The organism is Arsenicicoccus cauae (genome assembly GCF_009707125.1).
Classification (GTDB): domain Bacteria; phylum Actinomycetota; class Actinomycetes; order Actinomycetales; family Dermatophilaceae; genus Arsenicicoccus; species Arsenicicoccus cauae.
In genome coordinates, this window is record NZ_WLVL01000037.1 from 84473 (window position 1) to 100005 (window position 15533).

Consider the following 15533-nt stretch of genomic DNA (forward strand, 5'->3'; position numbering starts at 1 on the left):
GCCGGGCGGCCAGCCCTGAGGCCGGGCGGCGGGCGTCAGCGGCCGAGGAACGAGTCGAAGCCCTTGGGCAGCTGGGAGGCGTCGAACCCGGCGCCGTCCGCCCCGCCTGCGCCGTCCGCACCGAACGCGGACCCGAACGCGTTCCCCTTGGCCGCCTTGGCCTTGTCCGCCGCCGCGCGCTCCTGCTCCGCGCGCTTGGCCGGGTTGCCCGACTTCCCCTTCTTGCGCTGGGGGGCCTGCTTGCCCTTCTTGCTGCCGCCGGGCAGCCCGGGCATGCCCGGCATGCCGCCGCCGCGACGCATCTGACGCATCATCTTCTGCGCCTCGGTGAAGCGCTCCAGCAGGGCGTTGACCTCGGACACCTGCACTCCGGAGCCGCGGGCGATGCGGGCGCGCCGGGAGCCGTTGATCTGCTTGGGGTGCGTGCGCTCGAACGGCGTCATCGAGCGGACCATCGCCTCGACCCGGTCGAACTCCCGCTCGTCGAGGGCGTTGATGGCGTCCCGCATCTGGTTCATCCCCGGCATCATGCCGAGCATGGACTTGAGGTTGCCCATCTTCTTGATGGCGGCCATCTGCTGGAGGAAGTCGTCGAAGGTGAAGTCCTCCTCCGCCATGAACTTGCGGGCCATCTCGTCGGCCTGGCGGCGGTCGAACGCCCGCTCGGCCTGCTCGATCAGGGTGAGGACGTCGCCCATGTCGAGGATGCGGCTCGCCATGCGGTCGGGGTGAAAGACCTCGAACTCCTTGACGCCCTCACCCGTCGAGGCGAACATGATCGGTCGCCCGGTGGTCTGGGCGACCGAGAGGGCCGCGCCGCCGCGGGCGTCGCCGTCGAGCTTGGTGAGCACGACGCCGGTGAAGTCCACCCCGCGCTGGAAGGCGTCGGCGGTCTCCACCGCGGCCTGGCCGATCATGGCGTCGATGACGAAGAGCACCTCGTCGGGGTCGATCGCGGTCCGGATGTCGGAGGCCTGCCGCATGAGGGCCTCGTCGATCGCCAGGCGACCGGCGGTGTCGACGATCACGACGTCGCGCTGCTGGCGACGGGCCTCCTCGACGCCCTGGCGCGCGACCGCGATGGGGTCGCCGAAGCCCTGCGTGCCCGAGCGGCTCTCGATCGCCGCGTCGTAGCCGGAGACGTTGCCGCGCTCGGGCGCGTAGACCGGCACGCCGGCGCGCTCCCCCACGACCTGGAGCTGGGTCACCGCGTTGGGACGCTGGAGGTCGGCGGCGACCAGCATCGGGGTGTGCCCCTGGTCCTTGAGCCAGTAGGCGAGCTTGCCCGCCAGCGTCGTCTTGCCGGAGCCCTGCAGGCCGGCGAGCATGATCACGGTCGGCGGCTGCTTGGCGAAGGCGATGCGCCGGGTCTCGCCGCCCAGGATGGTGACGAGCTCGTCGTTGACGATCTTGACGACCTGCTGGGCGGGGTTGAGGGCCTCGTGCACCTCGGCCCCGAGCGCCCGCTCCCGCACCGCCCCGGTGAAGTGCCGCACCACGGGCAGCGCCACGTCGGCGTCGAGCAGGGCGACCCGGATGTCGCGGATCGTCGAGTTGACGTCGGACTCCGTGATCCGGCCCTTGCTGCGCAGGTGGCGGAAGGTGTCTGTCAGGCGGTCGGAAAGGCTCGTGAACACCAGACAAGGCTAACGGGTGACGGGTCGGCTGCCGACCAGGCGACGGCGGCCGAACCTCGGCCCCGGGCCGTATGCCGCCCGCCCGGGGCCCCTCACGAGCCGCCGTCGCAGGCGTCGATGAGGGCGGAGACCGTCCGCCCCACGAGGCCCGGCGACAGGGGCTCGCCGGCGGCGTCGGTGAGGTAGAAGGTGTCGAGCGTCTGCCCGGCGTAGGTCGCCACGTGGGCGCTGCGCACCGAGACCCCCACGGCGGTCAGGGCCCGCCCCAGGTCGTGCAGCAGGCCGAAGGCGTCGCCGGCCCGGACCTCGAGCACCGTGGCGTCCGTGCCGCCGGCCGGCACGACGAGCACGCGGGTCTGGCCGGGCGCGGCCGAGGCGGCGCGGGAGCTGGCGGTGAGGGCGCGGCGATGCGTGCGCCGGTCCAGCGCCGCGAGCGGGGCGCGGTCCCCGGCGGCCAGCCGCGTGAGCGCGCGTCGGAGGACGGCGACGTCGACCGGGTCCTGCGAGGGCGACACGACGTGCCAGTCGTCGACCGCCAGTGCGCCGACGGTGCGGATGGCGGCGCTGCGGACCTCGAGGCCGTGCACGGCGAGGAGCCCGGCCAGGTCGGCGAACAGGCCTGGGCGGTCCGGGCAGACCACGCTGACCCGGTCCACCGACCCCTCGCGCTCGACGCCCACCCAAGGTCGGCCGGCCTCGACCTCCGCGGCGGCGGCCGAGGGGACCACGACCTGGGCCGGGTCCGACTCGGCGATGTCGGGGGTGGGCGCCGAGGTGCCGTCGAGGCGTGCGCGGGTGCCGGCGACGAGCCGGGCGAGCAGCGACTCCCGCCAGCCGGACCAGGCCTGCTCCCCCGCCGCCCGGGCGTCGGCCTCGGTGAGGGCCCGCAGCAGGGCGAGGCGCTCGGGATCGCCGGCGACCGCCTCGACGGCGGCCGTGACGGTAGCCGGGTCGTCCGGGTTGCGCCGGGTGGCCAGCTCGATGAGGGTCAGGTGGTGGCGCACCAGCGCCACCACGGTGTCGACCTCGTCCGGCGGGTAGCCCCACCGCTCGAGCACCGGGCGCGCCCGGGTCGCGCCCTCCTCGCTGTGGTCCCCGGCCCCGGCCACCTTGCCGAGGTCGTGCAGGAGGGCGGCCACACCCAGCAGGTCGGGGCGGGCCACCTCGCGGGCGAACCGGGACGCCTCGACAGCGGTCTCGACGCAGTGGCGGTCGACGGTGTGACGGTGGATCCCGTTGCGCTGCGGGCGGCTCCGCACGTCGTCCCACTCGGGGAGCCAGCGGCTGACCAACCCGGCCTGGTCGAGGTCCTCCCAGGTGGCGACGAGCCCGGGGCCGGCCGCGAGCAGGTCGCCGAGCAGGTCACGGGCGTCCTGGGGCCACGGCACCGGCAGGTCGGGGCAGCGGCTCGCGAGGTTGGCCGCGGTGGCGGGGGCCAGCGGCATACCGGCTCTTGCCGACGCGACCGCAGCCCGCAGGGGCAGGAGGGCGTCCCGCGCGGGGTCGACCCGCGGCCCGAGGACGACCTCTCCGTCGTGGGCGTGCAGGCCATGGCCGAGGGGGGTCAGGACGGGGCGGCGCGTGCGCACCCGGAGGGTCCGGGCCCGTTGCGCCTGCCCGGCGCTGCGCAGCGCGGCGTCGAGGTCGTGCGCGACGGCTCGAGCGGCGGTGGTCACGCCGGCGAGCATCGTGTCGCTGTCGGGCTCGGAGGTCAGCGCCGCCACGGCATCCTGGTCCGCCAGGTTGAGCCGCGTCCGCCCGCGGCCGGTGACCACGTGCAGGGCATCGCGGACGTCGAGGAGCCGGTCGTAGGCCGCGAGCACCTCCCCGCGTGGCCGCTCCGCGAGCCAGGCCACCGCGAGGGCGCGCAGGATCGTCATGTCCCGCAGCCCGCCCCTGGCCTCCTTGAGGTCGGGGTCCAGGCTCTGCGCCAGGTCGCCGAACCGCGCGTGCCTCGCCCGGGCGGACTCGACGAGCTCCGGCAGCCGCGTGCGGGCGTTGGCGCGCCAGTCGTGGGCGAGGGCCGCTCGCACCGCGGTGACGATCTCCTCGTCCCCGGCGAGCAGGCGCAGGTCGAGCAGGCCCACCGCCGCGGTGAGGTCGTCGGTCGCGGCCCTGCGGCACTGCGCCAGCGACCGCACGGAGTGGTCGAGGCCGAGCCCGCTGTCCCAGAGGGGATACCAGAGGCGGTCGGCGAGGGCGGCGAGCTCCCCCTGCGGGACACGCCCCTCGTGGAGCAGGACCAGGTCGAGGTCCGACAGGGGTCCCCCGTCGCCGCGCGCGAGGCTGCCCGTCGCGGCGAGGGCGACGCCGGGCAGCAGACGACCGGACGTCGCCTCGGCCCACAGCCGTCGCAGGGTCACGTCGGTGAGCGCCGTCACGGCCTCCCGACGGGCCCGGCCGGCCCCGCGAGCGGAGTGCTCGCGGGTGCCGGCCAGGCTCAGGCGTCGGTCGCGCAGGGTGGCGGGGGCAGCCGGGCCGGCAGCGGCGGTGGACGCGGTGGCGGTCGTCATACCTGCTCCATCTGCTCCTGCTGGTGCTGGCGCTGGTGCCACACCGGTCTCCCCGCGCCCCGGACCGACGGGCGAGGTCACAGCGCGTCGACCCCGCGCTCGCCGGTGCGGACCCGGACGACGTCCTCGACCGGCACGGACCAGACCTTGCCGTCGCCGATGCGTCCGGTGGACGCCTGCCGCACGACCAGGTCCATGACGTCCTGGGCGTCGCGGTCGTCGACCAGCAGCTCCAGGCGCAGCTTGGGGACGAAGTCCACGGTGTACTCGGCACCGCGGTAGACCTCGCTGTGGCCGCGCTGCCGGCCGTAGCCCGAGGCCTCGCTGACCGTCATCCCGGCCAGCCCGAAGGCCTCCAGGGCCTCCTTGACCGGGTCGAGCATGTGGGGCTTGATGATGGCGGTGATCAGCTTCATGAGTTCACGTCCTCCGTGGTGCGGGTGCCCTGGCCCCAGTGCGAGCTGGCACCGATGGCGTCGGCGAGCGGGGCGGCCGTGCCGGGGCGACGACCGATGGCGATGGGGGTCAGGTCGTAGCCCGTCTCGGCGTGCTGCGTCTGGTCGACGCCCTGCAGCTCGTCCTCGTCGCTGGCCCGGAAGCCCATCGTGACATCGATGACCTTGGCGATGACCCAGCTGACCACGAAGGAGTAGAGCATCACCGCGACCGCGCCGACGGCCTGGCGCCACAGCTGGTCGACCCCGCCGCCGTAGAAGAGGCCGTTGACGGTGTTGACCGGCGCCGCGTCGGTGGCGAGGAAGCCGACCGCGAGGGTGCCGACGAGCCCGCCGACGAGGTGGACGCCGACGACGTCGAGCGAGTCGTCGAAGCCGAGACGGAACTTCAGCCCGACCGCGTAGGCGCAAACGATGCCGGCCACGAGGCCGATGACGATCCCGCCGACCGGGCTGACGGTGGAGCACGCGGGGGTGATGGCCACCAGGCCCGCGACGACGCCCGAGGCCGCACCGAGGGAGGTCGCGTGACCGTCACGCAGCCGCTCGGTGAGCAGCCAGCCGCACATGCCGGCGGCGGTGGCGCCGAGGGTGTTGATCCAGGCGATGCCGGCGAGGGGGCCGGCGCCGAGGGCGGAGCCCGCGTTGAAGCCGAACCAGCCGAACCACAGCAGGCCCACGCCGAGCATGACCAGCGTCAGGTTGTGCGGCCGCATCGGGTCCTTGCCGAAGCCGCGACGCCTGCCGAGGACCAGCGCCAGGGCGAGGGCCGCCGCGCCGGCGTTGATGTGGATCGCCGTGCCCCCCGCGAAGTCGATCGCCTTGACCGTGTTGGCGATCCAGCCGCCGCGCTCGGAGACGACGCCGTCGAAGGAGAACACCCAGTGCGCGGCCGGGAAGTAGACGAGCAGCGACCACACGGCCGCGAAGGCGCACCAGGCGCCGAACCGTGCGCGGTCCGCGATGGCGCCGGAGATCAGCGCGACCGCGATGATCGCGAACGCCGCCTGGAAGCCGGCGAAGACCGTCGAGGGCACGGTGCCGACGACCGAGTCGGGGTTGAGCATGTGGTTGAGCCCGGCGAACTCGAGGGGGTTGCCGAGCACCCCGCCGATGCTGTCGCCGAAGGCCATCGAGTAGCCGACCAGGATCCAGAGCACGCCGACGATCCCCATCGCCGCGAAGCTCATCATCATCATGTTGAGCACGCTCTTGGAGCGCACCATGCCGCCGTAGAAGAAGGCGAGACCGGGGGTCATGAGCAGCACCAACGCGGCGCTGACGAGGACCCAGGCGGTGTCGCCGGTGTTGATCGCGTCCATGGGCTCCACCCTGGTGGGGCCGCGTTTCGTGACGCGTCGCCAGCGTGTTTCCGCGACGTTAACCCGACGACTCCCCGGTTAACCTCGGGTTTCGCCGCCCCAGTGCCCGCCCATCGGCGGCACCAGGCCCGCGTCCGCCCCGGCCGCCCGCAGCGCCAGCCCGATCGAGTCCACCGTGTCGTGGGCGTTGAGCCCGCTGGGGTTGGGGACGACGTGCACGATCGCCCCGCGCCAGCGCTGCGGCTGTCGTCCGCGCTCGACCTGCCGGACCCCGAAGGCGATGCGGTAGGTCGAGATCCCGGCGAACGCCACGACCGCAGGACCCCGCTCCCCCACCAGCGTCGCGAGCCGCTCGAGGCCGGCACGCAGCTCGTCCGGGCTCACCTCGTCGGCGCGCGCCGTGGCCCGGGCGACCAGGTTCGTCATACCGATCCCCCTGTCGCACAGGGCGACCCGGTCGTGGGCCGCCAGCCCCGCGCTCGGGTCGATGACCCGCGGGACCAACCCGGCCCGGTGCAGCGCCGGCCAGAACCGGTTGCCCGGCCGGGCGTAGTGCGCGTCCACGGCCCCCGACCACAGGGACGGGTTGATGCCGACGACCAGGAGGCGCAGGGGGTCCGGCAGCAGGTCGGCGATGGCCCGCCCCCGGGCCAGCTCGAGCTCCGCGGCCGTGGGGCGACGACCGACGACGTATGCCGAGGAGCCCGCCGCCTCTTGAGGCGACGGGCTCCCGCTCGGGTGCTGCGAGACCACTACTCGACGATCGCATCGACGAAGGCCACCGCGTCGAACGGCGCGAGGTCGTCCGGGCCCTCGCCCAGGCCGACCAGCTTGACCGGGACGCCGAGGGCGCGCTGGATGGCGACGACGATGCCACCCTTGGCGGTGCCGTCGAGCTTGGTCAGGGCGATGCCGGTGATGTCGACCTCCTTGGCGAAGGCCTCGGCCTGCTTGAGGCCGTTCTGCCCGGTGGTGGCGTCGAGGACGAGGATGACCTCGTCGACCTCGGAGGTCTTTTCCACCACCCGCTTGATCTTGCCGAGCTCGTCCATCAGGCCGACCTTGTTGTGCAGGCGACCGGCGGTGTCGAGGATGACGACGTCGACCTCCTGCTCGATGCCGGCCTTGACGGCGTCGAAGGCCACGGATGCCGGGTCGGCGCCGTCGCGGTGGGAGCGCACGGTGGGCACGCCGACGCGCTCGCCCCAGGTCTCGAGCTGGTCCGCCGCGGCGGCGCGGAAGGTGTCGGCGGCGCCCAGGATCACGTCGCGGTCCTCGGCGACGAGCACGCGGGCGAGCTTGCCGACCGTCGTGGTCTTGCCGGTGCCGTTGACGCCGACGACCATGATCACGGCGGGGCGATCACCGCGCCGCGTGGAGGCGATGCGGCGGTCCATCGTGGGATCGACCAGGGTCAGCAGGTCCTCGCGAAGCCACTCCCGGGCCTCGGCCTCGTCCGTGGTGCCGTCGACCCGCACGTGCGTGCGCAGCGTCTCGACGAGCTCGGAGGTGGCCTGGACGCCGAGGTCGGAGGCCAGCAGGGTGTCCTCGACCTCCTCCCACGCCTCCTCGTCGAGCCGGCCGCTCGACAGCAGCGTCAGCAAGGCGCGACCGAAGGCCGTGTTGGACCGGGCGAGGCGGGAGCGCAGCTTGTGCATCCGGCCGCGGGCCGACTCGGGGCGCTCGGTGGAGGGCGCGGGTGCCGTGGACGCGGCTGCGGCGGACCCGCCGTCGCGGTCCCCGGGGTGAAGCGTGGAGGTGCGGGAGGTCAGCCCCTCGGGGTCCCGGTCCGGCGCGGGCGCGCCGACCGTCGAGGAGGTCGAGGCCGTCGAGGCCGCCCTGGCCTCGTCGACGAGGCCGGCATCCGTCGCCGACGCGCTGGTGGCGCCCCCGGACCTCGCGGGGTCGGTCGTGGCGCCGGAATCGCCAGCGGCGTCGGGCTCGCCGGCGTCGCGACGGGGGGCCTTGGGCTCGAGGACGTCCCCCCAGGTCGGGGCGGGGGCGTCCCGGCGGGACTCGGGCCGGGTCGACGGGGGCGGGGGTGCGTGCCTGGTCCGGCCACCGCGGCCGCGCACGAGGCCGACGACCGCGACGACGGCCACGACGAGGATGCCGACGATGAGGAGCAGGTAGTCCTGGAGGGTGTCCACGCCGCCATCCTCGCAAAGGTCGGCGCCCGCGACACAACGCGCCGCCCGTCCGACGTGACGCCGGGCGGGCAGCAGGTGGTGCGCGAGGGAGTCCTGGCGACCCGGGCGGCGGGTCGTGCGCCGATCAGCGGCTGGTGACCTTGTCCCGGGCTGCGGTCATCGTGTCGGCGACACGCTCCTGCCCCTCGGCGGTCAGCAGGGTGTCGCCCTCCCGGGCGGCGGGGATGGCGACGAGCGCCACCACGACGAGGGCGAGGGCGAGGGCGAGGAGCATGCCAAGGATGACGACGACCATGGCACCCAGTGTGGCGTGCCCACCTGGGCGCCCGTCCAGGAATCGCTGCATCGCGTCCGGACTGTGATCAGGCTGCGCCATCCGAGTGAGCATCCCCACCGGAGTCGTCGGCGCCAGCACTGTCAGCAGAGCCGGCATCGTCGTCCAGGTCGCGGATCCGCTGGGACACCACCGTCGTGACGCCGTCGCCGCGCATGGTCACGCCATACAAGGCATCGGCGACCTCCATCGTCCGCTTCTGGTGCGTGATGACGATCAGCTGGCTGGAGTCCCGCAGCTCCTCGAACAGTCCGATGAGCCGACCGAGGTTGGCGTCGTCCAGCGCCGCCTCGACCTCGTCCATGATGTAGAACGGGCTCGGCCTGGCCTTGAAGATCGCGACGAGCAGGGCCACGGCGACCAGGGAGCGCTCGCCGCCGGACAGCAGCGAGAGCCGCTTGATCTTCTTGCCGGGAGGGCGGGCCTCGACCTCGATGCCGGTCGTGAGCATGTCGTCGGGGTCGGTCAGCAGCAGCCGCCCCTCGCCGCCGGGGAAGAGGCGCGAGAAGACCCCGACGAACTCCCGGGCGGTGTCCTCGAAGGCCTCCGCGAAGACGCGCTGGACCCGGTCGTCGACCTCCTTGACGATGTCCAGCAGGTCGCGCTTGGAGCGCTTGAGGTCGTCGAGCTGCTCGGTCAAGAAGGTGTGGCGCTCCTCGAGGGCGGCGAACTCCTCGAGCGCCAGCGGGTTCACCCGACCGAGGGCGGCCAGCCCACGCTCGGCCTTGCGCAGGCGCTTCTCCTGCTCGTCCCTGACGTAGGGGACGCTGTGGTGCTCGTGCCGGTCGCCCGGCGTGGGCGCCTCGTCGCCGATCGGCCCGGCCGCAGCCGGCTGGTCCAGGACGGGCACGGGCTGGTGCGGCCCGTACTCCTCGACCAGGACGTCCGGCTCGATCCCGAGCTCGTCGAGCGCGCGGGTCTGCAGCTGCTCGATCCGCAGCCGCTGCTGCGCGCGGGCGACCTCGTCCTTGTGGACGGAGTCGGTGAGCTCGCGGAGCTCGTCGGCCAGCGTGGTGACCGTGCGTCGTATGTCGACAAGCCCGGCCTCGCGGGTCGCCCGCTCGGCCTCGGCCCGGGCACGCCGGTCGGCGGCCTGCTCGACCAGCCGGCCCACGACGGTGACGGCCTGCTCGGCGCCCGCCCGGACCGCGCGGGCGACCTGCGCCTCCCGGCGGCGACGGGCCAGGCGCTGGGCGGCCTGCTGGCGGGCGAGCTCCTCCTGCTGAGCGGCGCGCTCCAGCCCGGCAGCACGGCCACCGAGCCCGCGCACGCGCTCCTCACGGGTCCGAAGGGTGAGGCGCAGCTCGGTCTCCTGGTGCCGCGTGGCCGACGCGGCGGCGGCGAGCTCGTCGCGCTGCTCGGTGGACGGCTCGCTCTCGCCCGGGTCGTCCTCGGCCTGGGCGTCCTCGAGCCGCTGCTCGAGCTCGGCCAGGTCGGACCGGTCCCGGTCGAGCCCCGCGGTGATCTCGGTGCGCCGCCGCTCCGTGCGCTCGGCCTCGGCCCGGGCCGAGCGGGCGGTGGCGGCGAGCGAGCCGAGCTTCTCGGCCACGGCCGAGAGCTGGGCGTCGTTGTCGTTGAGCCGGTCCAGCGCCGCGTCGAGCGCCGCGCCTGCCTGCTCGAGCTGTCGGGCGGCCCCCTGCAGCTCGAAGGTCGCCCGCTCCCCCGCCCTCGTGGCGGCGTCGACCGCCGCCTGGGCCTCTTCGACCGCGGCCTGCACCTCCAGCAGGCTGGGCGCGGAGGCGGACCCGCCCCGCGCAAACCCCGGTGCGTGCACGTCCCCCTCGGGAGTGACCGCCGTCGCCCCCAGGGCCACGACCGCCTCCACGGACGCGACGTCCTCGACCAGGGCCACCTGCTCGAGGAGCCGCACCAGGGCCGGCCGCACCTCGTCGGGGGCGGCCTCGACCGTGTCGATGGCCCAGACGGCCCCGGCGGGCAGCTGCGGCCACGGCGGTCCCGACGGCTCGGACGCCCCGGCCACGACCAGCGACGCCTGGCCGGCGTCCTCGTCACGCAGAAGCTGCAGGGCGCCGACCGCGTCGGCGCGGCCGGCGACCGCCACCGCGTCGGAGGCCCAGCCGAGGGCCGCGGCCACCCTGCCCTCGTAGCCGCCGCGCACCTGCACCAGCGAGGCCAGGGAACCGAGCACGCCGGTCGGGCCGACGCCGTCGGCTCCCTCCAGCAGCGCACCCGCGCCGTCCTTGCGCCGCAGCCCGAGCTGCAGGGCCTCGAGGCGGGCCGCGGAGGACGACCGGTCGCGGTCGGCGGCGCGCACGACCTCCTGCAGGCGGTCGACCTCGGCCTGCGCGGCCTCGCGCTCGGCCTCCGCCCGCTCGTACGTCCCGTCGAGGTCCTCCTCGCCCTGCTCGTGGTCGGCGATGGACATCTCGAGGGCGTGGAACTCCCTGTCGGCAGCCGCTGCTCGCTCGCCGGACGCGGCGACGACCTCGTCGAGTCGTCCGAGCTCGGCCTCGGCCGCCTCGATCCGCGACCGCCGTGCCGCCACCTGGCCCGCGAGCCGCGCGAGCCCCTCGCGCCGGTCGGCCGCGGCCCTCGCGAGCCGGGCCAGCCGCTCGACCTCGTCCTGGTGGGCCTGCTCCAGCTCTCCGCGACGCGTCACGGTCTCGGCCAGCTGGGCCTTGACCTGCTCGACCTCCCCGGCCAGCGCCTGCTCCTGCGCCCGCACCTGGGCGGCCTCGCCGCGCAGGGCCTCGGGATCCCGGGGGGCCTGGGTCGGCGGGTGGACGTCGTCCTCGGCGAGGAGCCGGGCGCGCTCGGCGGCGAGGTTGCCGGTGCCGGCGATGCGGTCGCGCAACGACGACAGCGCGAACCACTGCTCCTGCGCCCGCGCCACCTGCGGCGTGATCTCGGCGAGCGCCGCTTCCAGGGTGGCCAGCTCGGCCTGCGCGGCGCGCAGGGAGGCCTCGACCTCGCCGCGGCGGGCCAGCAGAGCCGTCTCGTCGGCCACCTCCTGCTCCAGCGTGCTGGTCAGCTGCACGAGATCGTCGGCCAGCAGCCGCAGCCGCGCGTCGCGCGCGTCGGCCTGGATGGTGGCGGCGCGACGGGCCGTCTCGGCCTGGCGTCCGAGCGGTCCCAGCTGCCGCCGGATCTCCCCCGTGAGGTCCTGGACGCGTCGGAGGTTGCCCTCCATCTGCTCGAGCTTGCGCAGCGCGCGTTCCTTGCGCTTGCGGTGCTTGAGGACCCCGGCAGCCTCCTCGACGAAGCCGCGGCGCTCCTCCGGGGTGGCCCGCAGCACGGTGTCGAGCTGGCCCTGCCCGACGATGACGTGCATCTCGCGACCGATGCCGGAGTCGGACAGCAGCTCCTGGATGTCGAGCAGGCGGCAGGCCGTGCCGTTGATGGCGTAGTCCGACCCGCCGTTGCGGAACATCGTCCGCCGGATCGTCACCTCGGTGTAGTCGATCGGCAGCGCCCCGTCGGTGTTGTCGATCGTGAGCGCGACCTCGGCCCGTCCCAGCGGTGGCCGTCCGGCCGTGCCGGCAAAGATGACGTCCTCCATCTTGCCGCCGCGCAGGCTCTTGGCGCCCTGCTCGCCCATGACCCAGGCGAGGGCGTCGACGACGTTGGACTTGCCGGACCCGTTGGGGCCGACGACGCAGGTGATCCCGGGCTCGAGCTTGAAGGTCGTCGCGGACGCGAAGGACTTGAAGCCCTTCATCGTCAGCTGCTTGACGTACACGGTCGGCGGCGACTTCCTCGGCGGGGACGCGGTCAGGTCGTCACTCTAGCGGCCGGCCGGCCCCCGGCCGGCTCACCGCCGGCTCACGCACGGTGATGTCCTATGACGAGCCGCTACTTCTCGACGAACCCGGAGGCCTGCCCGCGGGGCTCCCCAGGGACGGCTGTGCAGGACTCCACGTGCCCCGGCCGGCGCCGACCCGACGGAGGCGCGGCCGTCGGGGACAGCCGCCGACCCATCTCCTCCACGGCCTCCTGCGGCCCCTCGGCGACGATCTCGACCCGGCCGTCGCTCATGTTGCGAGCATGGCCGGTCAGTCCCAGCTCGAGCGCCTGGGCGCGGGTCCACCAGCGAAATCCCACGCCCTGCACCGTCCCCCGCACGAAGTAGGTCGTCCTCACGGTGCTCCCGGTCATGCGCCTCACCCTACGCCGCGCTCGGCCTGCCGCACCTCCAACCGCAGGCGCCCCGGGACGTCATCTTGGGCAGAGGCTGTGCTGCAGGACGTCAACCAAGCCGGCGGACACCGCCTCGAGCACCCATCCGGCGAGTCCCGGAGCCACGTCGACCAGCCCGGCGGCGACCCCGAGCCCCGGCGCCGGGCTCGGGGCCCCGATCGGGGACGGCTCGACCAGCGAGCAGCGTCCCCAGCCGGGCCTGCCGCCGGTGACCAGGCTCAAGCCCCGCCGGGGGCAGGGGCATCGACCGGGCTTCGTCCCCCAGGCTGATGATCCCGCCCCCGGCAGGAGCATCAGCCGTGCTTGGCCCCCCGGGCCGTATGCCGTCGCGCCCGCCCTCACGCGTGGTCGGCGCAGCAGGGTGTCGGTGCCGGATTCTCGAAGGGGACGACGGTGTCGTCGGCGGCCGGCTGGACGAGCAGCACGAGCCTGCCGTCGCGCCATACGGGCCGGACGAAGTCCCGGGTGCGCACCACGGTCGCGTGGGTGACCACCGTCCCGGCGATGCCCTCCACGGCGTCGATGGCGCAGCGGTCGACCAGCTCGGCGACCGTGAGCTCGCCGACGAGCCGCTGTCGGCCCGGGTAGACGACGGCGCGGCCGCTCGTGCCGTCCCGCGCCAGCAGGGCCACCTCGGCCGCGCTGTCCGCGAGGTCGGCATAGCCGCGGCGGAGCTGCTGCGATCCGCCCGTGGCCGCGCCGATCTCGTGCGCGGCTGCCGCGGCGGTCTCGGGGACGAGACGTTCGCAGAGCCGGTCGACGACCGCCACCAGGTCGCGCTCCCCCGGCGGCGGGGAGCACCACCGGATCGACAGGGCCAGGTGCGACGACGCACCGCCGGGCCCCGGCACCAGGTGCGTGGACACGATGGTGACGTGCCCGTGCTCGGCCAGCGCCTCGCCGAGGTGCTCCGCCAGGTGGTCGGCCTCCGTGATCGTCGCGGCGACGGGGTCGAGCCCGGCCGCCACCGTTGTGGGGTCGGGCTCGACCGGGCGCGTCAGCGCGTCGGTCGGGTCGAGCGCGTCGGCCGCGTCGGTCCGGGCGCTCACGCGCGCGGGAGCACCCAGATCGGGTTGGTGTAGAACCACAGGTCGTCCCACGGGTTGGCGTTGCCCTCGACATCGATGGCCGGACCGGCAGGGTCGACCGCGGCGCCGCGCAGGCCGGGGGCGGTGCGCTTGCCGTCCGATCCACGCAGCCGGACGTAGACGCCGGCGTCGCCGACGGTCACCGGCCCATAGCTGAGCTCGACCCACTCACCGGCGGCGGCGGTGCTGACGTCCCAGCTGCGCAGGACGCGCGTCTGCGGCGCGGCGAAGGTGTCCCGGTCGGCGACCGGGCCGGTCACCGTGCCGCCGATGGCGTCCACCTTGGCGAGCTGCGGGACGAACTGAGCCCAGTTGGGCAGGGACTGCTTGCGGATGCGCACGACCAGCTGGGCCTGGGTGCCCCGTTTGACGGTGAGCACCCCACCGAGGCCGACCTCGCGGCCGCCGGCGCGGACCCGCACGTCCAGGTCCTGCACGAGGCGGCCGTGGTCGACCCAGACGCGGCCGTCGCGCAGGCCCTGCATCACCGCGGCGTAGTCGCGGTGGTCGGCGCCGACGTGGGTGCGGCTGTAGTAGCCGGGCCAGTAGTCGCCGCTGCCGGTGTCCGGCGTCGGGCCGTTGACCGGGTCGGCGTAGTAGCCCTGCTTGGCGAAGTCGCTGTCGGGTCCGCCGCGCACCGCGGTGTCCAGGTAGACGCTGTGGCTGTCGGAGTTGGCGGTGATCCACCAGGGCTTGCCCTCGGCGAGGAGGCTGTCCCACAGGCCGCCGACGGTGGCGGTCATCCAGTCGAACCCGCCGAAGGTGCGGTAGCTCTCCAGCGGGTAGCCCGCGAAGCTGTCCTTGCCGGGCGCGTTGTCGTAGTAGCCGCGCCCGCTGCCCGGGCCGAGCGGCTTGGGCAGGCCGGCCGCCTGGTGACCGGGGGCGCCCTCCATGCCGACGGCGATCCGTCCGGGCGCGTCGCGCCAGCCGCGGATCTCGTGGGGCGAGTCGATGCCCTTGCGCGCCGGGTGGTTGGCCAGCATGAGGGCGTCCTTGACCTCGCGGGACCCGACGGCCGACGCGAGGTAGGCCAGGCCCTGCAGCGCAAGCGCCTCGTTGGCCGGGGTGGAGCCGGTGGCCTTCTTGACCGACCCGTCGAAGGAGCTCTCGAAGGTCTTGAGCACCGCGACCTCGTTGGCGCCGGGGTGCACGAAGACCGTGCCGTGCTCGGCTGCGGGGATGTTCCACTCCAGGCCCTGGAAGACGAGCATGTCGTCGAACTCCTGGCGGGCCGCCCGGATCAGCGGGTTGACCGTGTCGACGCCGATCTTGGCGTGCTGGTCCGAGCCGTGGTCGGTGATGACCATCCAGTCGAGGCCGTAGGCGCTGGCGTGCTGGACGTGGTCGATCACGCGGTACTTGCCGTCGGAGGAGAACTGCGTGTGGATGTGGTGGTCGCCGGCGAGCCAGCGCTGGCCCTTGCCGTGCCGGCGGCTGCGGTGCCACGCCTCCTGCTCGGACGCGGCGGCGGTGCCGGTCCCCTGCTCGGTGACGAAGCCGGCCGCGGCCACGCCGGCGCCCAGCAGCCCGGCCGCCCGCAGGAAGTTGCGCCGCCCGAGGTCGGACGGGGCGAGCTCGGCGTCCGGCACCCGCAGGTCCTCGGCGGGGCCGACGGGCAGGTCGAGGTCGTGTCTGTGGCTGTGGCTGTGGCTGTGCGCGTGACCGTGGGGGTGGTCGTGGTGGTGACCCATGAGGCGTCCTTCGCGGCGTGGTCAGGACCATCTCGTCGCTCCGACGAGGTGGGTCGTCCGGGGGCCTGCGTCCCGGGCGGGCGCCCTCAGCGTCCTCCCGCCGGGCAACCGTCCAGCAGGTCCCCGCTGAACGATCCGTGAACGTCTGGTGAGGAGGCGGGGCCAGCACGACGACACGACGGCCC

At 74.4% G+C, this 15533-nt stretch carries 11 protein-coding genes; all 11 read right to left on the minus strand.

The window, feature by feature from the left end:
• Positions 1 to 35 precede the first annotated feature (35 nt).
• Positions 36 to 1637, minus strand: a complete 1602-nt coding sequence (gene ffh / locus GGG17_RS09100; RefSeq protein WP_311966552.1) for a signal recognition particle protein — start codon at positions 1635 to 1637, stop codon at positions 36 to 38.
• Between the two features lie 92 nt (positions 1638 to 1729).
• Complete coding sequence (locus GGG17_RS09105; protein ID WP_154593411.1) at positions 1730 to 4150, minus strand: [protein-PII] uridylyltransferase; 2421 nt, start codon at positions 4148 to 4150, stop codon at positions 1730 to 1732.
• Positions 4151 to 4227: 77 nt separating this feature from the next.
• Positions 4228 to 4566 carry a P-II family nitrogen regulator gene (locus GGG17_RS09110; protein WP_154593412.1) on the minus strand — a complete coding sequence of 113 codons (339 nt, stop codon included), beginning with the start codon at positions 4564 to 4566 and terminating at the stop codon, positions 4228 to 4230.
• Complete coding sequence (locus tag GGG17_RS09115) at positions 4563 to 5927, minus strand: ammonium transporter (RefSeq protein WP_154593413.1); 1365 nt, start codon at positions 5925 to 5927, stop codon at positions 4563 to 4565. Before GGG17_RS09115 ends, GGG17_RS09110 begins: the two co-directional genes overlap by 4 nt.
• Positions 5928 to 6005: 78 nt before the next feature.
• Positions 6006 to 6680, minus strand: a complete 675-nt coding sequence (locus GGG17_RS09120; RefSeq protein WP_311966553.1) for a mismatch-specific DNA-glycosylase — start codon at positions 6678 to 6680, stop codon at positions 6006 to 6008.
• Complete coding sequence (ftsY, locus tag GGG17_RS09125) at positions 6680 to 8077, minus strand: signal recognition particle-docking protein FtsY (RefSeq protein WP_311966554.1); 1398 nt, start codon at positions 8075 to 8077, stop codon at positions 6680 to 6682. Before ftsY ends, GGG17_RS09120 begins: the two co-directional genes overlap by 1 nt.
• A 124-nt stretch (positions 8078 to 8201) precedes the next feature.
• Positions 8202 to 8372, minus strand: coding sequence for a hypothetical protein (locus GGG17_RS09130; protein WP_154593414.1), 171 nt, complete (start codon positions 8370 to 8372; stop codon positions 8202 to 8204).
• A gap of 67 nt (positions 8373 to 8439) precedes the next feature.
• Positions 8440 to 12111 (minus strand): chromosome segregation protein SMC, encoded by a 3672-nt coding sequence (smc, locus tag GGG17_RS09135; RefSeq protein WP_311966555.1) that lies wholly within the window; start codon positions 12109 to 12111, stop codon positions 8440 to 8442.
• A 113-nt stretch (positions 12112 to 12224) separates the two neighbouring features.
• On the minus strand, positions 12225 to 12527 hold the full coding sequence (locus GGG17_RS09140; protein WP_154593415.1) for an acylphosphatase: 303 nt from the start codon (positions 12525 to 12527) through the stop codon (positions 12225 to 12227).
• A 380-nt stretch (positions 12528 to 12907) separates the two neighbouring features.
• Positions 12908 to 13618, minus strand: a complete 711-nt coding sequence (locus tag GGG17_RS09145) for a hypothetical protein (RefSeq protein WP_154593416.1) — start codon at positions 13616 to 13618, stop codon at positions 12908 to 12910.
• Positions 13615 to 15348, minus strand: a complete 1734-nt coding sequence (locus tag GGG17_RS09150) for a PHP domain-containing protein (RefSeq protein ID WP_154593417.1) — start codon at positions 15346 to 15348, stop codon at positions 13615 to 13617. The genes GGG17_RS09145 and GGG17_RS09150 overlap by 4 nt, the downstream gene beginning before the upstream one ends.
• Positions 15349 to 15533: the final 185 nt, after the last annotated feature.